Below are 24,447 nucleotides of genomic sequence, written 5' to 3'. Positions count from 1 at the left end.
GCGGCCAGAGGCCGCTTCATCCCCCTGTTGACACACGGGTCGCCATGCTGCTGCGCCCCGGCATGGATTCGCCCAGAAAGTCCAGAAAATGCCGCACCGCAGGTGCCAACCCACGGCGCGAAGGAAAGACCGCGTGCACGATGCCCGGCGTGGGCGCCCAATCCGGCAGCACGCGCACCAAACGCCGGTCGCGGATTTCATCGTGGCACATGTAGTCGGGCAACCAGCAAATGCCGGTGCCCGACAGCGCGGCAAACTTGAGCGTGAGCAGGTCATCGGCCACATAGCGCGGTGTGTGCTGCACCGTCTGCTGGGCACCATTGGGGCCGATGAGCTGCCACACGGCCTTGCCGTCGGGTGCCGACATGGAGATGGAGTCCATGCGCGCCAGGTCGGCCAACGTCGTGGGCGTGCCCTGGCGGATCAGCAGATCGGGGCTGGCCACCAGCACCTGGCGCGCCACATCCAGGCGCTTGACGACCATGCTGCCGCTGTCGTCCACCGTGGGCCGCACGCGCAGCGCCACGTCCAGGCCTTCTTCCACGAGGTTGACGGCCCGGTTGCTCACCTGCAGCTCCACCCGCACCAGGGGATGGCGCGCCAGAAAAGCAGGCATCAACTCGCCCAGCACCGTCTGCGCGAGCGTGACCGGGCAACTCACCCGGATGGTGCCGCGCGGCTCGGTCTGCACCTGGGCCACCGTGTCGCGCGCCGCCAGGGCCGACTCGCGCACCGCCTGGCAATGCCGCAGAAAGGCCTCGCCCACATCGGTCAGGGACAGCTTGCGCGTGGTGCGCTGCAACAGGCGTACGCCCAGTTGCGCCTCCAGCTCGGAAACCCGGCGCGACAGGCGCGACTTGGGGATGCCCAAAGCCCTCCCGGCGGCAGCAAAACCGCCCCGCTCCACCACTTCAGCGAAGTACAGCATGTCGTTGAGATCCTGCATGGTGGCTCCTTGGCGCTCATTTGCTTATTGTTCCATTGGCAGGACAATCTATCGCATTTTCACCAACTTATCAAAAACTAAGGCGATCTCCACAATCTATCCATCGCCACACACCGTGGCTCCACCCCCAGGAGATCACCATGCAACTGCTTCACATCGATTCCGCCATCACCGGTTCCAACTCGGTATCCCGCCAGCTCACCGCACAGGTGGTGGCCGCCTGGACCGCCGCCCACCCCGGCACACAGGTGGATTACCTGGACCTGGTGGCCAACGCCCCGGCCCACTTCACCATGGAAGCCATGGCCCCGCGCACCGGGCAGACCGAGGGCCTGAGCGAGGTGCAGGTGCGCGAGAACGCTGTGTCCGAACAGCTGGTGAGCCAGTTCCTTGCCGCCGACGTGGTGGTGATTGGTGCGCCGTTCTACAACTTCAGCATCCCCACGCAGCTCAAGGCCTGGATCGACCGCATCGCCCAGCCCGGCCGCACCTTCCAGTACACGGCCAACGGCCCTGAGGGCCTGGCCAAGGGCAAGACCGTGATCATCGTGTCGAGCCGTGGCGGCGTGTATTCCACCAGCGAAGGCGGCCGTGCCATGGAACACCAGGAGAGCTACCTGCAGACCGTGCTGGGCTTTTTCGGCGTGACGGATGTGCGCTTTGTGCGTGCCGAGGGTGTGGCCATGGGTGAAGCCGCCAAGGCCAGTGCCCTGAGCGCAGCGCAGCAGCACATCGGCCAGGCCGCCAACCAGCCGCTGGCACAGCAAGCCGCTTGAGATAAAACACATCCCCCTGTGGCGCTTCGCGCCTTCCCCCTTCTCTCGCAGTGCTGCGCACCGCGGGAAGGGGAACGCCACCAGCGCGGCGGGACGGCCCTTGCGCGGTGGCTCTGGCCTGGGATGCGCCAGTTTCATGCTCTTGCATCGCGGGCGCCGCGTTCGCGGAACGGATCACTGATGTGCTGCCCGGCGCCTCATTCGCCCAGCGCGCGCTCCAGTGCCGCGTGCAGGCGGCGCGCATACAAGGCGGCATCCCAGGGGCGATCGGCCAGCACATCGCACGACACGGTGCGCCGCTGCATGCCGTCCACATCGTCGGGGTGGCCCAGGGCGCCACACAGCAAAGGCCAGTCCGGCACCGTGGCCAAGGTGCCCGCGACCAGCAGCACCCCCGTGCGCTGGCGGCGCTGGGCCAGCCCCACCAGCTTGCGGCCCGCCGCATCCACCACCTCCCAAGGGGCCAGACTGCCGTAGCAGGCCCAGCCCACCACGGGGCCCAGGTGCGCGTTGGCGACAGTGACTTCCGATTCCGGCAGGGCACGGCCAGCCACACCCAGAGCGGCCAGCACCTCCACATGCAGTTGGCCCAGGTCACGGTAACTGTCGGGCAGGCGCCCGCGCACCCAGGGGTGCGTCAGCGGCAAGGCCACCGAAGCGCTCACCATCCACGGCCCGGTCAGCACCGCACCGCCCCCCGACGGGCGCACCAGCACATCCATTCCCTGCGGCATCCGCTGCGCCGCTTCGGCATGCAGGGCGCGCTGCGAACAACCCAGCACGATGGCGGGATCTCGGTACGTCCAGACGCGAAAACGGGGCGCAGTGACGGGCTCGGCCATCTGGAGCGTGTTCCAGGCCTGCTCTTGCTGTACGGTGTCGATGGGAAGGCTCCGAGGGTGAAAAGGGGTCGCCGATGGCGCGCCGAACTATCCTGCTGCCAGGGCTGAAAGTCAAATTGGCAAACCCCAGCGCAAGCAACACGCTATGTTTTTTATAGCTACCAGCGCTTTGAATACGGGCTTCAGAAGCCATTTTCCCTAAAAATTGGTGCCCCACCACCCCCTGTGCACCCACTGCCCCATGGCCTGGCAAGCCCCGGCGTCGGCCGGTCGCTTTCATCCGCCCCGCTGCGCCCTGCTCCAACGCTCCCTCGCTTTCAGGATGCAAGAAAACCGCGCCCCCAATTCCAAAGTAATTTAGTCAAGATAATGCGCAACCAAATCAAGCGAACCACAGAAACCGATAAATAAAATCGGAAATTCCCAAGTGAACATAACGCATCACCGTCACCGAATGGGAACGCAAAAATGAGGGCACTTGCGGTTGGAGGCACCTGCGGAAGGCGCAAAACATGTATCTTAGTTACATTGCACTCTACTGACGGGTCTCCTGGCGTGGGCCACCCTTGGCGCATTCAGAACAGAACCCTGGCACCTCTGGGATTGAATCTGCGGCTGGCAACCCGGGAACGGCAGCCCTTGCGTATGCACCGTTCTCCCCGCAGCAGTGGGGTGGCCAGGCCGTTGGCCAGCGCGCAGACCCCACGAACACTGGCTTTGGTGCGTTGCAGCAGGATTCGATGCTGGGTGAGCCCCATCGCTTCTGCCAAGGCGGCGCACTCAGCCAAGCTCTCAGGCACCAAGTTCCTCAAAAAAGCCATAAGAAAAGTATGTTTTTTGATCGCGATCAAACATACATCTCACGTACAGGTTCAGCATACCGGGCATCAGGTTACATATCAGTAAATACAAAAAACCCACGACAGCAGAAATGTTCAACCGATATTTCGGTTATGTAGCCGGTCAAGAATTTTCAACACTCCACGATTCGATACGGTGCTGAAAATATAGGCACATCGATTTTCTGGCTGTTCACACCAATATCTGCGCCACACACAGCCGCGCGACGAAAGCCCCCCTTGAATATCTCCAGCGCCATTGTTTATGCGAGGCCCGGCACCGATACCGTGCTGCGCGAGCGACTCACCCAAGTGCAGGGTGTCGAAGTGCATGCCGCCTCCGAAGACGGAAAGATCATCGTCACCATCGAAGCCGAAAACGACCGCGCAGCGATCGATGTCTATGAGGCCCTCGGGCGCATCGACGATGTTTTGAATATCGCCATGATCTTCCAGCAAACCGAATCCCACCCTGATCAGGAGTTAGTGAAATGCAAGTAACCCGTCGTGACCTCATCAAGGCACATGCTGTCACCGCTGCTGCCACGGCCATCGGCATCAGCGTTCCAGGCGCGCAGGCGCTGGCGCAATCTGCCGGCTCCGGCGACGACATCCGTTGGGACAAGGGCGCCTGCCGTTTCTGCGGCACTGGTTGCGGCGTGCTCATCGGCGTCAAGGACGGCCGCGTCGTGGCCACCCAGGGCGACCCCGACGCGCCAGTCAACAAGGGCCTGAACTGCATCAAGGGTTACTTCCTGTCCAAGATCATGTACGGCAAGGACCGCCTCACGCAGCCGCTGCTGCGCATGAAGGACGGCAAGTTCGACAAGAACGGCGAGTTCGCACACATCTCGTGGGACAAGGCATTCGACATCATGGAGGAGAAGTGCAAGGCCGCGCTCAAGGCGGGCGGGCCGCGCAACATCGGCATGTTCGGCTCCGGCCAATGGACGATCTGGGAGGGCTACGCAGCCGCCAAGTTGTTCAAGGCCGGCTTCCGCTCCAACAACATCGACCCCAACGCCCGCCACTGCATGGCCTCGGCCGTGGCCGGTTTCATGCGCACCTTCGGCATCGACGAGCCCATGGGCTGCTATGACGACTGCGAGCACGCCGACGCTTTCGTGCTGTGGGGCTCGAACATGGCCGAGATGCACCCCATCCTGTGGTCGCGCGTCACCGACCGGCGTCTCACGGCCAAGCACGTCAAGCTGCATGTGCTGTCCACCTTCACGCACCGCTCGTGCGAACTGGCCGACAGCGAGCTGATCTTCAAGCCCCAGTCGGACCTGGCGATCCTCAACTACATCTGCAACTACATCATCCAGAGCGGCGCGGTGAACGAGGACTTCGTCAAGAAGCACGTGAACTTCCGCAAGGGCGTGACCGACATCGGCTACGGCCTGCGCCCCACCCACCCGCTGGAGCAGGCCGCCGGCAACAACGGCTATCCCGGCCCGGACGGCAAGCCCAAGGGCGCGCCCGATGCGTCTGCGCCCATCAGCTTCGAGGAATTCAAGCAGTTCGTCGCCGAATACACCCTCGACAAGGCGCATGAGCTTTCGGGTGTGCCCAAGGACAAGCTCGAAGCGCTGGCCAAGACCTATGCCGACCCCAAGACCAAGGTCACGTCCTTCTGGACCATGGGCTTCAACCAGCACACGCGCGGCACCTGGGTCAACAACATGATCTACAACGTCCACCTGCTGGTGGGCAAGATCTCCGAGCCTGGCAACAGCCCGTTCTCCCTCACGGGCCAGCCCTCGGCCTGCGGCACGGCGCGCGAAGTGGGCACCTTTGCCCACCGCCTGCCCGCCGACATGGTGGTGACCAACCCCAAGCACCGCGAAATTTCCGAGAAGCAGTGGAAGCTGCCCGCCGGCACCATCCCCGACTGGATCGGCCTGCACGCCGTGGCCCAGAGCCGCGCGCTCAAGGACGGCAAGCTCAACTTCTACTGGACCACGACCACCAACAACATGCAGGCCGGGCCGAACATCAACGGCGAAATCTGGCCCGGTTTCCGCAACCCGGCCAACTTCGTGGTGGTGTCCGACTGCTACCCCACGGTGTCCGCCATGGCGGCCGACCTGATCCTGCCCTCGGCCATGTGGGTGGAGAAGGAAGGGGCGTTTGGCAACGCCGAGCGCCGCACGCAGTTCTGGCGCCAGCAGGTCAAGGCCCCGGGCCAGGCCAAGTCCGACCTGTGGCAGTACATCCAGTTCTCCAAGCGCTTCAAGGTCGAGGAAGTGTGGCCTGCCGAGCTGCTGGACAAGGCTCCCGAGTACAAGGGCAAGACCCTGTACGACGTGCTCTATGCCAATGGCCAGGTGAACAAGTTCCCGCTCTCCGACCTGCAGAAGGGCTTCGACAACGACGAGTCCAAGGAACTGGGCTTCTACCTGCAGAAGGGCCTGTTCGAGGAATACGCCGAGTTCGGCCGCGGCCATGCGCACGACCTGGCTCCGTTTGACACCTACCACAAGGCGCGCGGCCTGCGCTGGCCCGTGGTGGACAACAAGGAAACGCTGTGGCGCTTCCGCGAGGGCTACGACCCCTACGTGAAGAAGGGCGAAGTGGTCAAGTTCTACGGCAAGCCCGACGGCAAGGCCTGGATCTTCGCCCTGCCCTACGCGCCCGCCGCCGAGATGCCCGACGCCGAGTTCGACCTGTGGCTGTCCACCGGCCGCGTGCTGGAGCACTGGCACACCGGCTCGATGACGCGCCGCGTGCCCGAGCTGTACCGCGCCATGCCCGATGCCTGGCTCTACATGCACCCCGAGGACGCCAAGAAGCGCGGGCTGCAGCGCGGCGACACCGTCAAGGTGATGACGCGGCGCGGCGAGGTCAGCACCAAGGTGGAAACCCGTGGCCGCAACAAGCCGCCGCTGGGCCTGGTGTTCATGCCCTTCTTCGACGAGCACCGCCTGGTGAACAAGCTCACGCTGGACGCCACCTGCCCGATCTCGAAAGAGACCGACTTCAAGAAGTGCGCCTGCAAGGTGGTGAAGGCCTGACCCTCCAAGGGCGCATGGAGACATGCGCCCGGCCCCTCCCTCGTTCTGTTCCGCCCACACCATGACCGCCCCCGTCAAAGACACCGCGCGCCGCCAGTTCATCCTCGACACCACGAAGATGGCCTGCGGCATGAGCGTGCTCGGACTGGGCCTGGGCTTGGTCAGCAAGCAGGCCAAGGCCTTGCCAGCGGGCGCCATCCGGCCGCCGGGCGCAGGCAACGAGACCGACTTCCAGTCCGCCTGCATCCGCTGCGGCCTGTGCGTGCGCGACTGCCCCTATGACATCCTGCAACTGGCCACGCCGGCACAGCAGGTGGCCACGGGCACACCCTTCTTCGTGGCGCGCAGCAAGCCTTGCGAGATGTGCGAGGACATTCCCTGCGTCAAGGCCTGCCCTACGGGCGCGCTGGACCATGACCTGACCGACATCACCCAGGCCAAGATGGGTCTGGCGGTGCTGGTGGACCATGAAACCTGCCTGAACTTCCTGGGCCTGCGCTGCGACGTGTGCTACCGCGTCTGCCCGGTGATCGACAAGGCCATCACGCTCGAAGTGCAGCACAACGAGCGCACGGCCAAGCACACCATGTTCCTGCCGACGGTGCACTCCGAGCACTGCACGGGCTGCGGCAAGTGCGAGGCGTCCTGCGTGCTGGAGGTGGCAGCCATCAAGGTCTATCCCATCGCGCAGGCCAAGGGCGAGCTGGGCGCGCACTACCGCATCGGCTGGGAAGAAAAGCGCAAGGCCGGCCAGTCGCTGGTGGAAGACAAGGGCCTGATCGACCTGCCCGACCGCATGCCCGAAGGCACCACCCTGCCCGGCCACTTCGACCCGGGCAGCAGCAAGGGCCTGCCCAGCAGCCCCTTCGGCTCTGAAGGCAAACTCCCTGACGGAGCACCGCGATGAAGCCCGCCGACAACGCCTTTGCCCGCGAGGCCATCGAAGCCAAGGGCTGGTGGGGTGCGCACCGCTGGCTGGTGCTGCGCCGACTGGTGCAACTGACCGTACTCGCGCTGTTCCTTGTGGGACCGTGGTTCGGCTGGTGGATCGTCAAGGGCAACCTCAACTACAGCCTGACGCTGGGCACGCTGCCGCTGGCCGACCCGCTGGTGATGCTGCAACTGCTCGCCACGCGCCATGTGCCCGAGCGCAACGCCATCATCGGCGTGTGCATCGTGCTGGTCTTCTACCTGCTGGTGGGTGGTCGTGTTTACTGCGCCTGGGTGTGCCCGGTGAACATCGTCACCGACGCGGCCAGCGCCCTGCGCCGCAAGCTCGACATCCGCGGCGGCGGCGACATGCCGCGCCAGACGCGCTACTGGATCCTGGCACTCATCCTCGTGCTGGCGGCCACCACCGGCGGCATCGTCTGGGAGCTGGTGAACCCGGTGTCCCTGCTGCCGCGCGGCCTGATCTTCGGCATGGGCGCGGGCTGGCTGGTCATTGGCGGCATCTTCCTGTTCGACCTGTTCGTCATGAAGCGCGGCTGGTGCGGGCATCTGTGCCCCGTGGGTGCCTTCCACAGCCTGCTGGGCCGCTGGAGCCTGGTGCGCGTGTCGGCCACCAAGCGCGAGGACTGCAACAACTGCCTCGACTGCTTCGTCGCCTGCCCCGAACAGCAGGTGATCCGCATGCCGCTCAAGGGCGCCAGCAAGGGCGTGGGCCCCATGATCCTGGACAGCAACTGCACCAACTGCGGGCGCTGCATCGATGTCTGCTCCAAAGACGTATTCACCTTTGTTCCGCGCTTTGCGCCGAACGAGGCCCCCACTACCAGTGCGGCCCCACAGCCGCCGCAATGATTCCAAACACCTTTCAAACGTGGAGATCCCCATCATGAAGACGACCCTCAAAATCTCGCTGGCCGCCCTCCTGTCCGTGGCCGCATGCTGGAGCGCCGCGCAGACGGTGAGCGCCATGCGCGGCAGTGATGTGCCGGCCGTCGACAAGGCTCCCGAGATCCAGCCCTACCTCGGCAGCAAGCCCGGCGGTCACGCACTCATCCCCCGCACCTTCCAGCAGCAACCGCCGCTGGTGCCGCACAAGGTTGAAGGTTTCGACGACATCACCAGCGAAGACAACGTCTGTCTGGATTGCCACATCCACAAGGAGGTGCGCGGCCAGAAGATCCCGCAGGTCAAGGAAAGCCACCTGGTCAAGCCCGTCAACCCCGATGCCCCGGTGATCGACAAGGCGCGCTGGCAGTGTAATTCCTGCCACGTACCGCAGATCGACGCCAAGCCCCTGGTGGAAAACGTCTTCAAGGGCAACACCGCCGCCAAGTGACTCTCACCCGGGCGCCAGCCGCCCGGTATGCCCCTGCTCCAAATACCCCCCGCTATTGCGCGCCATGGCAGTGTCCCTGCCCTCTGGCGCGGTTTTTTTGGGCCACACTGAAAGTGTCAAGCGCAGCCCTCGGTGCCATCGTGGGATGACGCTCAGAGCCGATGCAGCGCCCAGGGTCAAAGCAGCGTCGGCAAGAGGAAACTTGATAAAGTGGCGGCCAAGGCCCATTTCGGTGGTTCCAAGGGTTTGGGAATGCGGCAAAACCATTCTGGAAGCTGCCCCTCCAAACCACAGCCACGGTGCCTCCGTTTTTTTATTACCAACACATTTCAAAGGTTCCCCATGGCACGCATGGTTCAATGCATCAAGCTCGGCAAGGAAGCCGAAGGCCTTGACTTTCCCCCCTATCCCGGCGAGCTCGGCAAGCGCATCTGGCAAAGCGTGAGCAAGGAAGCCTGGGCCGCCTGGATCAAACACCAGACCATGCTGGTGAATGAAAATCGCCTGAACCTGGCCGACGCACGCGCCCGCCAGTACCTGGCACGCCAGATGGAGCAACATTTCTTCGGCGGCGGTGCGGACGCGGTGCAGGGCTACGTCCCCCCCAGTGCCTGACACGCCCACCCCGTGCCCTCTGCACGCACACCGGCGCCCTCCGCGGCGCCTTTTTTCATTGGCTATTGAAGCAACCCACCATGGCTGACGGCATTGACTGGCTCGACGACGGCACCCCCTACAGCAAACGCTTTGGCGACCGCTACCACGGTGAGCAAGGCGCACTGGCACAGGCGCAGGCCGTGTTTCTACAGGGCTGCGGCCTGCCCCAGGCCTGGGCTGGCGCACGGCAGTGGCGCATCCTGGAGACCGGGTTTGGCATGGGGCTCAACTTCCTGGCCACCTGGGCTGCTTGGCGGGCAGACGCGCAGCGCCCCCAGATGCTGCATTTCATGTCGGTGGAAGCGTGGCCGGTGGCGGCCGGCGACCTGATGCGCGCCGCAGAGCGCCACCCGGAGTTGCTGCCACTGGCCCACGAACTGTTCGCCCAGTACTGGGGTCTGCTGCCCGGCGTGCATAGGCTGGTGTTCGAGGGTGGACGCGTACTGCTGACCCTGGCCATTGGCGACGCCCACACGCAGTTGCGCGAACAGGCTTGGCAAGCCGACTCGGTCTATCTGGACGGGTTTGCCCCGCAGTGCAACCCTGACATCTGGAGCCTGCCCACCCTGCAGGCCATGGCGCGCTGCTGCCACCCAGGCACCCGTTTGGCCAGTTGGACTGTGGCAGGTAGCGTGCGCGAGGCCTTGACGCAGTGCGGCTTCCGTGTGGAAAAGGTGCCTGGCCTGCCCCCCAAGCGCGCAAATCTGAACGCATGGTACGAACCCGCCTGGTCCGCACCCAGCCCCGCGCCTTGGCCTGCAGAGCGCACATGCATCGTCATTGGCGCCGGGCTGGCGGGAGCCACCAGCGCTGCCAGCCTGGCGCGGCGCGGCTGGCGGGTGGAGGTGATCGACGCTGGTGACACACCGGCCACCGGCGCCTCAGGCCTGCCGGTGGGGCTGTTCGGGCCGCACCTCTCCAGCGACGACAACGTGTTCACCCGCGTTTCGCGCGCCGGGGTGCGCGCCATGCTGCAGCAATCGCAGGCCCTGTTGCAAAGCGGCGTGGACTGGAGCCCCAGCGGCGTGCTGGAGCGCCGGCCCCCCGGCAAACCGGGCCTGCCCCCGGGTTGGGAGGACGGCCCAGGCCCCGACTGGTACCACGCCGCGCCCACCGCCACGCTGCAAACCGCAGGCTTGCCCGAGGACAGTACCGCCTGCTGGCATGTGCAAGCAGGCTGGGTGCGTCCGCAACGCCTGGTCGAGCGCCTGCTGGCACAGCCCGGCATCCATGTGCGGCTGGGCCACCGGGTGGCCGGGTTGCAGCGCAGCGACTGCGGCGACTGGCAGGTGATGGACGCGCAAGGAACCCTCGTGGCCCAGGCCCCACTGGTGGTGCTGGCCGCAGGCCCGGCCACCAATGCGCTGCTGAGTCTGGCGCAGGCCCCGCACCTGCCCCTGCAGCCCGTGCGCGGGCAATTGAGCTGGGGGCCGCAAACGGCGGCCATGGCCGGTTTGCCCCCTTTTCCCATCAACGGCAACGGCGCACTGGTCGCACATGTGCCGCACGGCGCAGGGACCGCATGGCACCTGGGCTCGACCTTTGACCGCGACCAGGAGCGCCTGCCTTTGAGCCCCGAAGAACAGGCCACGGCCCATGCCACCAACCTGCACCGCCTTCAAAGCCTGGTGCTCAGCGCCGAGCCGCTGCTGCACCCGGCCTTTGAAACCACAGAACCCGATGCCCTGCAGGCCTGGGCCGGCGTGCGCTGCACCTCACCCGACCGGCTGCCCTGCGTGGGGCCAGTGTCGGCCGACCGGCCCGGCCTGTGGGTGAGCACGGCCATGGGCGCACGCGGGCTCACGCGGGCTGTGCTGTGCGGTGAGCTGCTGGCTGCCTGGCTGCACCAGGAACCCTTGCCACTGGACGCCAAGCTGGCCCGCGCCCTGCGCGCCGAACGCTTGGTGGCCGCCAGCGCATCCAAATAGCATTTTAAATATATAAGAAGCACAAAAAATTAGTTTGCATATATATAAAGGCCGCCTACAGTCGCGGCCATGCCAGATATTGCATTCATCGTTGCCGGCTTTGCCGTGGGGCTGATCGTGGGACTGACCGGTGTGGGCGGCGGCTCGCTGATGACGCCCGTGCTGATCTTCTTCTTTGGCGTGAAGCCGCACCTGGCGATCGGCACCGACCTGCTGTTTGCCGCCTTCACCAAGCTGGGCGGCACGGTTAGCATGGCGCGCCAGCGCCTGGTGCCCTGGCGTGTGGTGGGCCTGCTGAGTGCGGGCAGCATTCCGGCAGCGCTGGCTGCGCTGTGGCTGCTGCACTACCTGGGCCCTGCCAGCGACCGCGTGCAACACCTCATGACCACCACCCTGGGCGTGGCACTGCTGCTGACAGCCGCCGCCACTCTGTACAAGGTGCTGGCCTTCTCGGCCCAGCGCCAGGCCGCCGAGCTGGCTGCCCGCCGGGCCAACGCCGCCAATGCCGCCGAGCCGCGCCACTGGAGCCTGCCGGTGCTGCTGGGGGCGGTCATCGGCGTCATGGTCACGTTCACCTCGGTCGGCGCGGGCGCCATTGGCGTGACCGTGCTGCTGCTGGTGTTCCCGCACCTGCCGCTGCCACGCATCGTTGCCGCCGACATTGCCTACGCTGTGCCGCTGACGCTGGTCGCCGGCATGGGCCATGCGTCGCTGGGTTCCGTGGACTGGCCGCTGCTGGCGCAGTTGCTGGCAGGTTCGCTGCCTGGCATCTGGCTGGGTTCGCGCCTGGTGTCACGCACGCCGGAGCGGCTCATTCGCTCGGCCCTTTCCGTGCTGCTCGCCTGGGCGGGCACCAAACTGGTTTTTATCTAAGAAGCTGTGAACGAACCCACCATGCCCGCTCATTCCGCCAAAACACACCCGCTCGTCGTTGCAAATGCTCGCCATAGCCCGCGCTATGGCTGCGCTTTGCGCCTAGATCGGCCGCGTTTTCGCGGCCTGCTCGGACACGCCGGATTCATTCACACCTTCTGAGTATTCCCATGTACCAATACACCGAATTCGACAAGCAGTTCATCCGCCTGCGTGCCCAACAGTTCCGCGACCAGCTCGAGCGCTGGCAACGCGGCGAGCTGAGCGATGAGCACTTGCTGCCGCTGCGCCTGCAAAATGGCTGGTACATCCAGCGCTATGCGCCCATGGCGCGCATTGCCGTGCCCTATGGCGAAATCAGCAGCACGCAGTTGCGCATGCTGGCGCACATTGCGCGCGACTACGACCGCCCCACGCCCGAGCTGCTGGCCCACGCGCAGGCCACGCAAGACCAGTTGCAGGCGGCCCAGCCCGGCCTGACGCTGGCTGCCGCGCCCCTGACCTACGGCTACGGGCACTTCACCACGCGCACCAATGTGCAGTTCAACTGGATTCCCATCACCAAGGCGGCCGATGTGATGGACCTGCTGGCCAGCGTGCACATGCACGGGATCCAGACCAGCGGCAACACCATCCGCAACATCACCTGCGAGGCCTACGAAGGCATTGCCGAGGACGAGATCCTGGACACCCGGCCCTTTGCCGAAATCATGCGCCAGTGGAGCACGCTGCACCCGGAATTCGCCTTCCTGCCGCGCAAATTCAAGATCGCCTTCAACGGCGCCGAGGAAGACCGCGCCGCCACCGGCTGGTACGACATCGGCCTGCAGGCGCGCCGCGCCGAGGACGGCAGCGCGGGCTTCACCGTCAAGGTGGGCGGCGGGATGGGCCGCACGCCCGTCATTGGCAGCGTGGTGCGCGAATTCCTGCCCTGGGACCAGATCCTCAACTACGTGGAGGCCGTGATCCGCGTGTACAACGGCTACGGCCGCCGTGACAACAAGTGGAAGGCACGCATCAAGATCCTGGTCAAGGCCGAGGGTCAATCCTTCATCGACGCGGTGGAAAAAGAGTACCGCGCCATTGTGGAACAGGACGGCGCACCGCACACCATCACCGCGGCGGAACTGGCCCGCGTGCAGGCCAGCTTTGTGGTGCCGCCGCTGCAGCCCGCCAGCCGCACGCACAGCGTGAACACCTCCGGCCAGCTCTACCAGCGCTGGCTGCAGCAAAACGTGCGCGGCCACAAGCTGGCAGGCATGAAGGCAGTCACACTGTCCTTCAAGCGCGTGGGCTTTGCCCCAGGCGACGCCAGCGCCGACACGCTGGACGCCCTGGCCCAGCTGGCCGAGCAGTTCAGCGCTGGCGAGGCGCGCATCACCCACGACCAGAACCTGATGCTGCCCTGGGTGTTTGAAAGCGACCTGCCCGCACTGTACGAAGCCGCACGCGCGCTGGGTCTGGCCCAGCCCAACATCGGCCTGCTGACCGACATGATTGCCTGCCCCGGCGGCGACTTCTGCTCGCTGGCCAACGCCCGCTCGCTGCCCATTGCGGCAGCCATCACCGAGCGCTACCAGGACCTGGACGAACTGTTCGACCTGGGCCCCATCGACCTGCACATGAGCGGCTGCATCAACAGCTGCGGCCACCACCACAGCGGCCACATTGGCATCCTGGGCGTGGACAAGGACGGCATGGAGTGGTACCAGATCACCCTGGGCGGCTCGGACGGCTCGCAACTGTCGGGCCCGGCCATTGGCGGCAAGGTGGTGGGCCCCGCGTTCTCGGCGGCCGAAGTGCCCGACGTGATCGAGGCCTTGCTGGGCACCTACCGCAGCCTGCGCAAGGGTGGTGAGTTCTTCATCGACACGCTGCGCCGCGTGGGGCAAGACCCCTTCAAGGCCGCAGCCAACGGCGCACGCCACCCCAAGGCCACTGAGGAAGCCCTGGCCGAATGAGCACCGCCCCTGTATTCCACGATGGATTCACTATGAAAATAATAGCTGCTGACGCAATAGATACGGTCGCTGAGAGCCAAAAAGTGCTGCAAATCGCCAACGATGCCGACCTGGCCGAACTGGCGGGCAGCGGCGCCCTCGAAGGGGTGGACCGCATCGAGCTGGTCTTCCCCAAGTTCACCGACGGCCGCGCCTTCAGCCAGGCCGTGCTGCTGCGCCGCCGCTACCGTTTTGCGGGCGACCTGCGTGCCACGGGCGACGTGCTGATCGACCAGCTCCTGCAAATGCAGCGCAGCGGGTTCAGCAGCGCAGTGCTGGCCCCCGGTATCCAGGCCGACGCGGCCGAGCGCCAACTGGCACGCTACCAAGGCTTCTACCAGGGCGACATGCTGGAGCCGCGCCCCTTGTTTGCCCGGGAGGCCGCATGAGCGCGCGCCGAGCCGTTCCCAAGCAAGCTCGCACCGCAGTGCGCAGCACGGAGGTAACCCAATGAGCACCATGACCGCCGCCGAACTTGCCCGCGTCAACGCCGAAATGGGCCGCGACGCCGCAGGCCTCACAGCCTGGGCGCTGGGCCTGGGTCAGCGCTCCATCGTCACCACCAACTTCCGCCCGTTCGAGGCCGTCATCCTGCACCTGGTCACCCGCGTGCAACCCGATGTGCCCGTGGTGTGGATGGACAACGGCTACAACACCGAAGCCACCTACCGCTTTGCCGACGAGGTGACAAAGCAGCTGGGGCTGAACCTGCGCATCTACTTGCCACGCCGCTCGCGCGCCCACCGCGAGGCGGTGGAAGGGGCCACGCCCGCGCTGGACGACCCGCGCCACGCCGCCTTCACCGAAGAGGTGAAGCTCGAACCCTTTGCCCGCGCCCTGCGCGAGACCGCGCCCCAGGTCTGGTTCACCGCGCTGCGCGCCACCGACACGGCCGTGCGCGCGCAGATGGAGCCCGTCAGCATCAACCCCGACGGCCTCATCAAGGTGGCGCCGCTGCTGCACTGGACGTCCAAGGACCTGCACGAATACTGCAAGGCACACGGCCTGCCCAATAATTTTGATTACGTGGACCCGACCAAGGGCGAAGACAACCGCGAATGCGGTCTTCATCTCGCCCACTGACCCCGACCGAACACGACCATGAACGCCCGCATCGACACCTCCACGCTGAGCCACCTCAGCAACCGCCACCTCGACGCGCTGGAAGAAGAAACCATCTTCATCCTGCGCGAGGTGGCCGCCGCCTTCGAGCGCCCCACCCTGCTGTTCTCGGGCGGCAAGGATTCGCTGGTCATGCTCAAGTGCGCCGAGAAGGCCTTTGGCGTGGGCCGCATCCCCTACCCGCTGCTCATGATCGACACGGGCCACAACTTCCACGAGGTGACGGACTTCCGCGACTTCCGCGCCAAGGAGCTGGGCGCCGAACTCATCGTGCGCAGCGTCGAGGACTCCATGGCGCGTGGCACCGTGCGCCTGGCGCACCCCGGTGAGAGCCGCAACGTGCACCAGTCGGTCACGCTGCTGGAGGCCATCGACGAGTTCCGCTTCGACGCCCTCATCGGCGGCGCCCGCCGCGACGAGGAAAAGGCGCGCGCCAAAGAGCGCATCTTCAGCCACCGCGACAGCTTCGGCCAATGGCAGCCCAAGGCCCAGCGCCCCGAACTGTGGACGCTGTTCAACACCCGCCTGGCACCCGGCGAGCACTTCCGCGTGTTCCCCATCAGCAACTGGACCGAGCTGGACGTGTGGCAGTACATCGACCGCGAGAACATCGCCCTGCCCTCGCTCTACTACACGCACAAGCGCCAGGTGGTCGAGCGCAAGGGGCTGCTCGTGCCCGTGACCGAACTCACGCCGCCGCGCGAGGGCGAGGTGGTGGAAACGCGCGACGTGCGCTTCCGCACCGTGGGCGACATCACCTGCACCTGCCCCGTGGAAAGCCCGGCCGCCACGGCCGCCGACATCGTGATCGAAACGCTGGCTGCCGACGTGAGCGAGCGCGGCGCCACGCGCATGGACGACAAGACCTCCGACGCCTCGATGGAAAAGCGCAAGAAAGACGGGTACTTCTGATGACTATGAATTTGATAGCTGATACCGCAGCAACGGCGGGCGATGCAGCCCAAAATGACCATATTTCAGCGCTGAAGTTCATTACCTGCGGCAGCGTGGACGACGGCAAGAGCACGCTGATCGGCCGCCTGCTGGTGGACAGCCGCGCCGTGCTGCAGGACCACCTGGCCGGTGTGCAGCGTGGTGGCGAGGTGGACCTGGCCCTGCTGACCGACGGCCTCAGTGCAGAACGCGAACAGGGCATCACCATCGACGTGGCCTACCGCTACTTTGCCACCGAAGAGCGCAAGTTCATCATCGGCGACGCGCCGGGCCACGAGCAGTACACACGCAACATGGTCACCGCCGCCTCGCAGGCCGACGCCGCCGTGGTGCTGGTGGATGCCACCAAGCTCGACTGGAAAAACCCGCAACTCGCGCTGCTGCCACAAACGCGCCGCCACAGCCTGCTGGTGCACCTGCTGCGCGTGCATTCGCTGGTGTTTGCCGTGAACAAGCTCGACGCCGTGGAAGACCCGCAGCTCGCCTTCCAGCACATCGGCGCCGCGCTGGCGCAGTTCGCCCAGGACGCCGGCATTCAGGTGGCCGCCACCGTGCCCGTCTCGGCCCTCAAGGGCTGGAACGTGGTGGATCGCCACAGCGGCTGGTGCGGCTACGAAGGCCCGAGCCTGCTGCAGATCCTCGAGCTGCTGCCCAACACCCCGGCCGACACCGGCCTGCCGCTGGCCTTCCCGGTGCAGTGGGTGGAGAAGTTCTCGTCTTCGTCCGACACCAGCCAGGGTCGCCGCGTGTTCTGGGGCCGTGTGGCCGCAGGCAGCGTGCAGCCGGGTAGCGCGGTGCAGGTCTTCCCCAGCGGGCAACTGGCCACCGTGGCCCAGGTGCTGGACCACGCACGCCGCCCCACCACCGTGGGTGCGGGCGAGAGCGCGGGCATCATCCTCGACCGTGAGGTGGACGTCTCGCGCGGCGACTGGATCGTGGCCGCACCCACGCAGGCCGCCGTGGCCGAAGACGACTTTGACGCACCTGCCGCCGTACCCGCATGGCCCGGCCAGCGCGAGATCAAGGCCACCGTGGCCTGGATGGACAACGAACCGCTGCTGGCGGGCCGCGTCTATTGGGCGCTGCACGGCCACCGCTGGGTCAAGGCCAAGGTGCGCCGCGTGGTGCACCGGCTGGACATCAATACCCTGGCCGAGGAAGACGCCGAGCGGCTGGACCCCAACGCCATCGGCCATGTGGAGCTGCTGCTGCAGGAACCCCTGCCCGCTGCACCGTTCAGCCAGGCGCGCGTGCTGGGCTCGCTGATTCTGGTGGATACGGCCAGCAACGCCACCGCAGGCGCCGTGCTGGTGAACTGAGCCAAAGCAACAAGCGCTCAGTTTTCCCCTGCACCGGCAGGGCCGCCCCCGGGGGGCGGCCTGCCACCGACTTAAAATCCAGGGTTATCCCGATTACAAATTCACACTGCCATGACCCACGTCGTCTCCGAAAACTGCATCAAGTGCAAATACACCGATTGTGTGGACGTGTGTCCCGTTGACTGCTTCGTCGAAGGCCCGAACATGCTGGTCATCAACCCGGACGAATGCATCGACTGTGCCGTCTGCGTGCCTGAGTGCCCGGCCAACGCCATCTTCGCCGAAGAAGACCTGCCCCCCACCGAGCTGGCCTTCATCAAGATCAACGCCGATCTGACCAACGCCCCCGGCTGGAAGCCCATCACCAAGCGCAAGGCCGCCCTGCCCGACGCCGACGAGTGGAACGGCCAGCCCGGCAAGGTCAAGGACCTGCAGCGGTAATGCACAACACCCTCTGGCGCTGCGCGCCTTCCCCCTTCTCTCGCAAAGCCATGCTTTGCGGGAAGGGGGACGCCGCCGGTGCTGCGGGGCGGCCCTTGCACGGCGGCCCTGGCCTGGGCCGCGTCCGTTGCATCGGCTGCAGGCCTCACTGAGTTCAGGAATGCTCAGCACCGACGCCATCGTCATCGGCGCGGGGCCTGTTGGCCTTTTCCAGGTGTTCCAGCTCGGCCTGCAAGGCCTGCGCGCCCACGTCATCGACGCACTGCCCCACCCCGGCGGCCAGTGCGCCGAGCTGTACGGCGACAAACCCATCTACGACATCCCCGCCGTCCAGGCCTGCACCGGGAACGAACTGGTGCAGCGCCTGCTGGCACAAATCCAGCCCTTCGCCCCCACGCTGCACCTCGGCCAGCAGGTGGACACGGTGCAGGCGTTGCCCGAAGGCGGCTTCCGCGTCGGCACTGCGCAAGGCACGCAGCTGCAGGCCCGTGCCGTGTTCATCGCCACCGGCGTGGGTGCCTTCGTGCCGCGCACCCTCAAGCTCCCCGGCCTGGAAGCCCATGAGGGCAACCAACTGCGTTACCGCCTGGACGAAGGCACCAGCCTCGTCGGCCAGCGCGTGGTGGTGCATGGAGGCGACGAACCCGCCGTGGCCCAGGCCATCGCCTGCGCCACCGCCCCCGAGGCCCTGCGCCCCGCCCACACCACCCTGCAGCACCGCCGCGACGTGTTCGACGCCCCGCCCGCCCTGCTGCAAGAGTTGCAGGCCCTGCGCGCGGCTGGCCGCATCGCGGTCGCCATCGGCGTGGCCGGCGGCATCGTCGAAGAGCAAGGGCGCCTCACCGCGCTGGACCTGACCACGCCCGAAGGCACGCAGCTGCGCCTGCCGCTGGACCTGCTGCTGGTGCGCCTGGGCCTGGTGCCGCGCTTGGGGCACATCGCCGAATGGGGCCTGGCCTTGGAACGCAAGCAGCTCGTGGTGGACACCGCCACCTTCGCCACCAGCGTGCCCGGCATCCACGCCGTGGGTGACGCCATCACCTACCCCGGCAAGCGCAAGCTCATCCTCAGCGGCTTCCACGAAGCCACGCTGGCCGCCTTTGGTGCGGCGGAATGGCTGGCGGGACACAAGCTGCCGCTGGAATACACGACCAGCAGCGAACGGCTGCAAGGCTTGCTGGGTGTGGCGCCGTCGGCGCACTGACCAGGCTGGGGTGCTCCTGGCCAGAGCATACGGCGCGCTACTTCCCCGCGTCATTTATTAATGGCGCTAAAAACGCACCCTGCTGCGGCAGAATCGCAACGCGCGCTCAGCGCGTGCGTCTGTACCCAGACACCGCCGCCCACGGGCCCGGGCCTACCCGCCCGGCGTCCAAGGGCACCCATTCCGCAATCCTCTTCGGAAGCCTCTTTCCATGCGCCCCTTTCTCCTGAAATCCCCCCTCGTCGCTGCTGTCATCCTGGCCTGTGCCGCCCCCGCCATGGCCCAGGAGCAAGTCGTCAAGATCGGCCACAGCGGCCCCTTGTCCGGCCCCAACACCTTTGCCGGGCGCGACAACGACAACGGCGTGCGCCTGGCTGTCGAGGAGCTCAACGCCCGCAAGATCACCGTGGGTGGCAAGACGCTGAAGTTTGAAGTGGTCTCCGAAGACGACCAGTGCGACGCCAAGACCGGCGTGGCCGTGGCCCAGAAGCTCGTGGATTCGGGCGTGAAGTACGTCATGGGCCCCTACTGCTCGGGCGTGGCCATTCCCGCATCGCGTGTCTACGACGGCGGCGGCACCATGGTTTCCACCGTGGGTACCAACCCCAAGGTCACGCAGGGCGGCTACAAGAACGTGTTCCGCATCGTTGCCAGCGACTCGCAGATCGGCGGCAACATGGCAGCCTACGCCGCCAACACCATGAAGCTCAAGAAGGTGGGCGTGGTCGATGACCGCACCGCCTTCGGTCAGGGCGTGGCCGAGGAGTTCGCCAAGGAAGCGCAGAAGCTGGGCCTGACCATCGTCGGCCGCGAGTTCACCAACGACAAGGCCACCGACTTCATGGCCATTCTGACCAGCCTCAAGGGCAAGCAGCCCGAGGCCATTTTCTACGGCGGCTACGCGCCCCAGGCCGCCCCCATGGCACGCCAGATGAAGCAGCTGGGCATCAGCGCCAAGCTGCTGGGTGGCGACACGCTGTGCAGCCCCGAGGTGGCCAAGCTTGCGGGCGACGCGGTCAACGACTTTGTGTACTGCGCCTACGCCGGCATGCTGATGGACGCCAACGACACCACCAAGGCCTTCCAGGACAAGTTCAAGAAGCGCTTTGGCCAAAACCCCGACGTGTATGGCCCGGCCTACTACGACCAGGTGATGTTCATCGGCGAAGCCATGCAAAAGAGCGGCTCCATCGATCCCGCCAAGGTCGGCGACTGGATGCGCAAGAACCCCTACAAGGGCGTGCTGGGTGAATACGGCTACGACGACAAGGGCAACCGCCTGAAGGCCCCCACGGTGGTCAACACCTTCAAGAATGGCAAGCCCATGGCGCTGAGCAGCCAGTGATACGCGCCTTCCGGCGCATGTCCGCCCCGCACACCTGAGGCGAGCGTCGGCTTGCCTATAATGCGGGGTTGCGCGGGTGTCGTTCAATGGTAGGACTCTTGCTTCCCAAGCAAATAACGTGGGTTCGATTCCCATCACCCGCTCCAGACAGCCATCTCTTCGGGCATCAAGCCACCCCACACAACCCGTTGACTCCATGGGAGCAGCGGGTTTTTTGTTGCCTTGAAGACATCGTGCCCCACGGCAAGCAGACCATCGAGGCGTGAGGGATCGTGTTGGCCAACGTCAAGCAGTTCAAGACCTGAAGCGGAGATTTGCCATGCACATTCCCGCACGCCGCCGCCCTGAGTTCGATGAAGCCAGGTACTACGAATACCCCGAGCACCTGCGCGCAGCCCTTGCCGACATGCCTGCAGCACCTGGGGTGTACCTCTTCCATGGCGAGGAAGGCGACCTACCGCTGTACATCGGCAAGAGCATCAACCTGCGCAACCGTTTGCTGGCCCATCTGCGCACACCCGACGAAGCGCGCATGCTGCGCCAGACCCGGCGCATCAGCCATATCCGCACGGCGGGAGAGATTGGGGCCCTGCTGCTGGAAGCGAAACTGATCAAGGAACTGCACCCGCTGTTCAACCAGAAGCTGCGCCGCAGCCGCCAGCTGTGTGCGCTGCGCATGAACGGCGACCGGCCCGAGGTGGTGTATGCCAAGGACATCCAGTTCGCCACCGAGTCCGGCCTGTACGGCCTGTTCAACAGCCACCGCGCCGCCCAGGAAGGGCTGCGCAAGCTCGCAGACCAGCACAAGCTCTGCTACGGCGCACTCGGCCTGGAAAAACTCCCGCCCGGCAAGGCGTGCTTCAGGGCCATGCTGCACCAGTGCGCCGGGGTCTGCCGGGGTGATGAATCGCCGAACGCACACCGCCAGCGCCTCTTCACCGCGCTGCTGGACCTGCAGATCGCCACCTGGCCGTATCCGGGCACGGTCGGTCTGGTCGAACGCTTTACCCCCGAGCGGAACGAATCAGCACCGCCACCCCATGCTAACGATGTCCAGATCCATGTGCTGCGCCACTGGTGCTACCTGGGCAGCGTGAGCAAGCCCGAAGAAGCGTCGGCACTGGATTGCGTGGCGGCGGGATTCGACGCCGATGGCTACAAGATCCTGTGCAAGCCGTTGCTCAGCGGGCGCTCCGAGATCATCTTGCTGTGATGTCACACCTCCCTGTGCGCGCTGGTCGACCTTGCCACACCGACAGCGGAAGGCGCCACCCAAGGCTGACGCCCTCCGCCCAAAACGCGCATCAGCACACTTCGTGCGCCCCCGCTAGAATGCGCCCCGCACCGCCGCACAGCGGTGCATTCGCTGGGGGTGCCCCTGCCAACGCTGGCAAGGGGCTGAGAGAGTCCCTTTGAACCTGATTGAGATCATCCTCGCGCAGGGAAGCCCGTCCTCGATTGCCATGCCCCTTCGCGCATGGCCCGGACCTTCCTTGTGCCGCACTGCCAAGGAGTCCACATGAGCACCCGCAACGCATCCGCCAACGAGGCGCTGACACCTGTCGGCGCCGACCAGCGCGTCTTTCAATGGCACGACCATGCCTCGCTGTGGTTCAGCCTGGGCGTGGGTCTGCTGGTGATGCAGGTGGGCGCCTACCTGATGCCTGCGCTGGGCACGCAAGAGGCGCTGCTGGCCATTGTGGCGGGCTCCATCCTGGGAGCAGGGTTGCTGGGTTGGGTGGCCAAGATCGGTTGCGACAGCGGCCTGGCCAGCGCAGGGCTGATGCATGCGGTGTATGGCCGCCAGTTCGCGCGCCTGCCCATCGTGCTCAACATCATCCAGCTCATTGGCTGGGGGACCTTTGAGCTGGTGGTGATGCGCGATGCCAGCGTCGCGATTGGTCGCCAGGGCGGCGGCTGGGAAGGTGCGCACTGGCCGGTGCTGGCCACGCTGCTGTGGGGCGGCGTAGTGCTGCTGCTCATCAGCGGCTCCATGGTTCAACTGGTACGCCGCATCATCGCCCGCGTGGCCTTGCCGCTGGTGGTGTTGTCGCTGCTGTGGCTGTCGTGGCAGTTTCTGGGGCTGGCGCAAGAGCAAGGGCTGGACGCCCTCTGGCAGCGCCGTGGCGACGGCGGCATGGGTGTGATGCCCGCGCTGGATCTGGTGATCGCCATGCCGATTTCGTGGCTGCCGCTGGTGGCCGACTACGCGCGCCATGGTCGCCATGGCGGTGCCGCGCTGCGCGGCGCCTGGGCAGGCTATGCGCTGGCCAACATGTGGTGCTACGCGCTGGGCGTGCTGGTGGCGCTGACACTGCCCAGCCAGGATCTGGTGACCGCGCTGCTGCTGGCCCAGGGCGGGCTGATTGCGCTGTCGCTGATCCTCATCGACGAGGTGGACAACGCCTATGGCGACACCTACTCGGGCGCCGTCTCTAGCCACAGCCTGCTGCCGGGCTGGAGTGTGCGCCGCTGGGGCGCGGTGCTGGCCGTGGTGTGCACGCTGCTCGCGCTGGTGCTGCCCATGCACAGCCTGGAGCCATTTCTGCTGATGCTCAGCTCGGTGTTCGTGCCGCTGTTTGGCGTGATCCTGGGGCGCCTGGCCTTTGGCGCCAATGCGGGCGCCCTGCTGGCCCAGGCGGGCAAGGCCCATGCCGGGCCCATTGCCATCTGGCTGGCAGGTGTGGCGCTGTACCACCTGCTGCCCAAGGTGGCACCGGCGCTGGGCTCGGCCCTGCCCACACTGGCGCTGAGCTTTGCGTTGGCCTGGGCCACGCGGCCACGCAGCGCCTGATTGCTATTGTATTGATAGCTTCTTGCGCTTAATGGACGGGCGCCAGAGGCCAAAAATACCCTCAATTCAGCGCAATACCTGCGCCACCGGTGCATAGCCGTGGTTCAGCGGCCCATGGCCGTGGCCGGTGCGCACGGCGGCGCCCGCCTTGATGGCGCCCAGGATGTAACTGCGGGCCTGCGCCACGGCGCTGGGCAGGGCATGGCCCAGGGCCAGGTGGGCGGCGATGGCCGACGAAAGCGTGCAGCCCGTGCCGTGGCCGTTGGTCGTGGCGATGCGTGGCGAGCGCAGGTGCGCCAGGCGGCCGTCCGCCAGGGCCAACACGTCCACCACCTCATCGCCCGGCAGGTGCCCGCCCTTGAGCAAGGCGGCAGGCGCGCCCAGCGCGCGCAGGGCCTGGGCGGCGGCATCCAAGGCCTCGATACCGGCGATGGGGCGGCCCAGCAGCAGCGCAGCTTCGTCGAGGTTGGGGGTCACCACCTGCGCCAGCGGGAACAACTCGCGCACCAGCACGTACACGGTTTCGGTGGCAATGAGGCGGTCACCGCTGGTGGCCACCATCACGGGGTCGAGCACCACATTCGGCAGTTGGTAGCGGCGGATGGCGTCGGCCACCACCTGCACCACTTCAGGGGAATGCAGCATGCCGATCTTGACGGCATCGACGCCGATGTCCTCGACCACGGCCTCGATCTGGGCGCGCAGGATGTCGGGCGGCACACCATGGATGGCGCGCACGCCCTGGGTGTTTTGCGCGGTGATGGCGGTAATGGCCGTCATGCCGTAGCAGCCCAGGGCGCTGAAGGTCTTGAGGTCGGCCTGGATGCCCGCCCCACCACCGCTGTCGGAGCCTGCAATGGAGAGCACGCGCACGTAGCGTGGCGCAAGGGCAGAAGAATTCTGGCTGTGTGTCATGGTGAAAAAATTATGCCTGTGCCACATCAAGTCCGGAACATGCGGCTTGTGCTGTAATCCGTGGCTACGGACGAAACAGGGGTGTCCCGCCACTGCGGTGGCAGCGGACTGAGAAACACCCTGGGGCACCGCGCCCCGTTACCCGATCCAGGTCATGCTGGCGTGGGGAGTTTCAAGTCGCAGGCGCC

General features: G+C 66.0%; 22 protein-coding genes, 1 tRNA gene and 2 riboswitches. Of the genes, 20 read left to right on the top strand and 3 right to left on the bottom strand.

Annotated features, from left to right (window positions below):
- Window positions 1–16: 16 nt before the first annotated feature.
- Window positions 17–946, bottom strand: a complete 930-nt coding sequence (locus tag GWK50_RS07655) for a LysR family transcriptional regulator (protein WP_162015956.1) — start codon at window positions 944–946, stop codon at window positions 17–19.
- A 140-nt stretch (window positions 947–1,086) separates the two neighbouring features.
- Here GWK50_RS07655 and GWK50_RS07650 point away from each other — a divergent pair, with 140 nt between their 5' ends.
- Entirely contained in the window at window positions 1,087–1,722 is a 636-nt protein-coding gene (locus GWK50_RS07650; RefSeq protein ID WP_162015955.1) for an FMN-dependent NADH-azoreductase, read from the top strand.
- Window positions 1,723–1,919: 197 nt separating this feature from the next.
- Here GWK50_RS07650 and GWK50_RS07645 read toward each other — a convergent pair whose 3' ends face one another.
- On the bottom strand, window positions 1,920–2,564 hold the full coding sequence (locus GWK50_RS07645) for a ligase (RefSeq protein ID WP_242455323.1): 645 nt from the start codon (window positions 2,562–2,564) through the stop codon (window positions 1,920–1,922).
- 1,079 nt (window positions 2,565–3,643) lie between these two features.
- Between GWK50_RS07645 and GWK50_RS07640 the strand changes: the two genes are divergently transcribed.
- The 19 genes from GWK50_RS07640 to GWK50_RS07550 all read left to right on the top strand — a co-directional run bounded on the left by GWK50_RS07640 (window position 3,644) and on the right by GWK50_RS07550 (window position 23,344).
- A complete protein-coding gene (locus tag GWK50_RS07640) occupies window positions 3,644–3,904 on the top strand; it encodes a chaperone NapD (protein WP_162015954.1) in 261 nt (86 codons plus the stop codon).
- Entirely contained in the window at window positions 3,895–6,420 is a 2,526-nt protein-coding gene (napA, locus tag GWK50_RS07635; protein WP_162015951.1) for a nitrate reductase catalytic subunit NapA, read from the top strand. The genes GWK50_RS07640 and napA overlap by 10 nt, the downstream gene beginning before the upstream one ends.
- Window positions 6,421–6,481: 61 nt before the next feature.
- Window positions 6,482–7,327 (top strand): ferredoxin-type protein NapG, encoded by an 846-nt coding sequence (gene napG, locus GWK50_RS07630; RefSeq protein WP_162015950.1) that lies wholly within the window; start codon window positions 6,482–6,484, stop codon window positions 7,325–7,327.
- Window positions 7,324–8,223, top strand: coding sequence for a quinol dehydrogenase ferredoxin subunit NapH (gene napH, locus GWK50_RS07625; protein ID WP_162015948.1), 900 nt, complete (start codon window positions 7,324–7,326; stop codon window positions 8,221–8,223). Before napG ends, napH begins: the two co-directional genes overlap by 4 nt.
- Window positions 8,224–8,257: 34 nt before the next feature.
- Window positions 8,258–8,707, top strand: coding sequence for a nitrate reductase cytochrome c-type subunit (locus GWK50_RS07620; RefSeq protein WP_162015946.1), 450 nt, complete (start codon window positions 8,258–8,260; stop codon window positions 8,705–8,707).
- 342 nt (window positions 8,708–9,049) lie between these two features.
- Window positions 9,050–9,322, top strand: a complete 273-nt coding sequence (locus GWK50_RS07615) for an oxidative damage protection protein (protein ID WP_162015944.1) — start codon at window positions 9,050–9,052, stop codon at window positions 9,320–9,322.
- An 80-nt stretch (window positions 9,323–9,402) separates the two neighbouring features.
- Complete coding sequence (mnmC, locus tag GWK50_RS07610) at window positions 9,403–11,292, top strand: FAD-dependent 5-carboxymethylaminomethyl-2-thiouridine(34) oxidoreductase MnmC (protein ID WP_197904988.1); 1,890 nt, start codon at window positions 9,403–9,405, stop codon at window positions 11,290–11,292.
- A 69-nt stretch (window positions 11,293–11,361) separates the two neighbouring features.
- A complete protein-coding gene (locus GWK50_RS07605; protein WP_162015940.1) occupies window positions 11,362–12,165 on the top strand; it encodes a sulfite exporter TauE/SafE family protein in 804 nt (267 codons plus the stop codon).
- A 170-nt stretch (window positions 12,166–12,335) separates the two neighbouring features.
- Window positions 12,336–14,126, top strand: a complete 1,791-nt coding sequence (locus GWK50_RS07600; protein ID WP_162015938.1) for a nitrite/sulfite reductase — start codon at window positions 12,336–12,338, stop codon at window positions 14,124–14,126.
- A gap of 32 nt (window positions 14,127–14,158) precedes the next feature.
- Complete coding sequence (locus tag GWK50_RS07595) at window positions 14,159–14,554, top strand: DUF934 domain-containing protein (protein WP_162018048.1); 396 nt, start codon at window positions 14,159–14,161, stop codon at window positions 14,552–14,554.
- A 61-nt stretch (window positions 14,555–14,615) separates the two neighbouring features.
- Window positions 14,616–15,248 (top strand): phosphoadenosine phosphosulfate reductase family protein, encoded by a 633-nt coding sequence (locus tag GWK50_RS07590; protein WP_162015936.1) that lies wholly within the window; start codon window positions 14,616–14,618, stop codon window positions 15,246–15,248.
- 18 nt (window positions 15,249–15,266) lie between these two features.
- Window positions 15,267–16,199, top strand: a complete 933-nt coding sequence (gene cysD / locus GWK50_RS07585) for a sulfate adenylyltransferase subunit CysD (protein ID WP_162015934.1) — start codon at window positions 15,267–15,269, stop codon at window positions 16,197–16,199.
- Window positions 16,199–17,560, top strand: coding sequence for a GTP-binding protein (locus GWK50_RS07580; RefSeq protein WP_162015932.1), 1,362 nt, complete (start codon window positions 16,199–16,201; stop codon window positions 17,558–17,560). The genes cysD and GWK50_RS07580 overlap by 1 nt, the downstream gene beginning before the upstream one ends.
- A gap of 111 nt (window positions 17,561–17,671) precedes the next feature.
- Entirely contained in the window at window positions 17,672–18,001 is a 330-nt protein-coding gene (gene fdxA / locus GWK50_RS07575) for a ferredoxin FdxA (RefSeq protein ID WP_119964963.1), read from the top strand.
- 160 nt (window positions 18,002–18,161) lie between these two features.
- A complete protein-coding gene (locus tag GWK50_RS07570; protein WP_162015930.1) occupies window positions 18,162–19,205 on the top strand; it encodes an NAD(P)/FAD-dependent oxidoreductase in 1,044 nt (347 codons plus the stop codon).
- A 211-nt stretch (window positions 19,206–19,416) separates the two neighbouring features.
- Window positions 19,417–20,550: a branched-chain amino acid ABC transporter substrate-binding protein gene (locus GWK50_RS07565; RefSeq protein WP_162015928.1), complete on the top strand. Its 1,134-nt coding sequence runs from the start codon at window positions 19,417–19,419 to the stop codon at window positions 20,548–20,550.
- A 72-nt stretch (window positions 20,551–20,622) separates the two neighbouring features.
- Window positions 20,623–20,696, top strand: a tRNA-Gly gene (locus GWK50_RS07560).
- 173 nt (window positions 20,697–20,869) lie between these two features.
- Window positions 20,870–21,763 carry an excinuclease Cho gene (gene cho / locus GWK50_RS07555; protein ID WP_162015926.1) on the top strand — a complete coding sequence of 298 codons (894 nt, stop codon included), beginning with the start codon at window positions 20,870–20,872 and terminating at the stop codon, window positions 21,761–21,763.
- A 145-nt stretch (window positions 21,764–21,908) separates the two neighbouring features.
- Window positions 21,909–22,012: riboswitch (TPP riboswitch) on the top strand.
- Window positions 22,013–22,069: 57 nt separating this feature from the next.
- The gene (locus GWK50_RS07550) at window positions 22,070–23,344 is read left to right on the top strand and encodes a cytosine permease (RefSeq protein WP_162015924.1); all 1,275 of its coding nucleotides are present in this window, start codon (window positions 22,070–22,072) and stop codon (window positions 23,342–23,344) included.
- A gap of 66 nt (window positions 23,345–23,410) precedes the next feature.
- Here the strand turns inward: GWK50_RS07550 and thiD are convergent, their stop codons facing one another.
- Window positions 23,411–24,259 (bottom strand): bifunctional hydroxymethylpyrimidine kinase/phosphomethylpyrimidine kinase, encoded by an 849-nt coding sequence (gene thiD, locus GWK50_RS07545; protein ID WP_197904987.1) that lies wholly within the window; start codon window positions 24,257–24,259, stop codon window positions 23,411–23,413.
- Between the two features lie 67 nt (window positions 24,260–24,326).
- Window positions 24,327–24,445: riboswitch (TPP riboswitch) on the top strand.
- The last annotated feature ends 2 nt before the right edge of the window (window positions 24,446–24,447 follow it).

Source organism: Acidovorax sp. 210-6 (genome assembly GCF_010020825.1).
GTDB lineage: Bacteria > Pseudomonadota > Gammaproteobacteria > Burkholderiales > Burkholderiaceae_C > Simplicispira > Simplicispira sedimenti.
This window is presented reverse-complemented; position numbering and strand designations above follow the sequence as displayed.

Coding starts and splice junctions, on each gene's coding strand:
- GWK50_RS07655 (WP_162015956.1), bottom strand. CDS start 946: ATGCAGGATCTCAACGACATGCTGTACTTCGCTGAAGTGGTGGAGCGG.
- GWK50_RS07650 (WP_162015955.1), top strand. CDS start 1,087: ATGCAACTGCTTCACATCGATTCCGCCATCACCGGTTCCAACTCGGTA.
- GWK50_RS07645 (WP_242455323.1), bottom strand. CDS start 2,564: ATGGCCGAGCCCGTCACTGCGCCCCGTTTTCGCGTCTGGACGTACCGA.
- napA (WP_162015951.1), top strand. CDS start 3,895: ATGCAAGTAACCCGTCGTGACCTCATCAAGGCACATGCTGTCACCGCT.
- napG (WP_162015950.1), top strand. CDS start 6,482: ATGACCGCCCCCGTCAAAGACACCGCGCGCCGCCAGTTCATCCTCGAC.
- napH (WP_162015948.1), top strand. CDS start 7,324: ATGAAGCCCGCCGACAACGCCTTTGCCCGCGAGGCCATCGAAGCCAAG.
- GWK50_RS07620 (WP_162015946.1), top strand. CDS start 8,258: ATGAAGACGACCCTCAAAATCTCGCTGGCCGCCCTCCTGTCCGTGGCC.
- GWK50_RS07615 (WP_162015944.1), top strand. CDS start 9,050: ATGGCACGCATGGTTCAATGCATCAAGCTCGGCAAGGAAGCCGAAGGC.
- mnmC (WP_197904988.1), top strand. CDS start 9,403: ATGGCTGACGGCATTGACTGGCTCGACGACGGCACCCCCTACAGCAAA.
- GWK50_RS07605 (WP_162015940.1), top strand. CDS start 11,362: ATGCCAGATATTGCATTCATCGTTGCCGGCTTTGCCGTGGGGCTGATC.
- GWK50_RS07600 (WP_162015938.1), top strand. CDS start 12,336: ATGTACCAATACACCGAATTCGACAAGCAGTTCATCCGCCTGCGTGCC.
- GWK50_RS07595 (WP_162018048.1), top strand. CDS start 14,159: ATGAAAATAATAGCTGCTGACGCAATAGATACGGTCGCTGAGAGCCAA.
- GWK50_RS07590 (WP_162015936.1), top strand. CDS start 14,616: ATGAGCACCATGACCGCCGCCGAACTTGCCCGCGTCAACGCCGAAATG.
- cysD (WP_162015934.1), top strand. CDS start 15,267: ATGAACGCCCGCATCGACACCTCCACGCTGAGCCACCTCAGCAACCGC.
- GWK50_RS07580 (WP_162015932.1), top strand. CDS start 16,199: ATGACTATGAATTTGATAGCTGATACCGCAGCAACGGCGGGCGATGCA.
- fdxA (WP_119964963.1), top strand. CDS start 17,672: ATGACCCACGTCGTCTCCGAAAACTGCATCAAGTGCAAATACACCGAT.
- GWK50_RS07570 (WP_162015930.1), top strand. CDS start 18,162: ATGCTCAGCACCGACGCCATCGTCATCGGCGCGGGGCCTGTTGGCCTT.
- GWK50_RS07565 (WP_162015928.1), top strand. CDS start 19,417: ATGCGCCCCTTTCTCCTGAAATCCCCCCTCGTCGCTGCTGTCATCCTG.
- cho (WP_162015926.1), top strand. CDS start 20,870: ATGCACATTCCCGCACGCCGCCGCCCTGAGTTCGATGAAGCCAGGTAC.
- GWK50_RS07550 (WP_162015924.1), top strand. CDS start 22,070: ATGAGCACCCGCAACGCATCCGCCAACGAGGCGCTGACACCTGTCGGC.
- thiD (WP_197904987.1), bottom strand. CDS start 24,259: ATGACACACAGCCAGAATTCTTCTGCCCTTGCGCCACGCTACGTGCGC.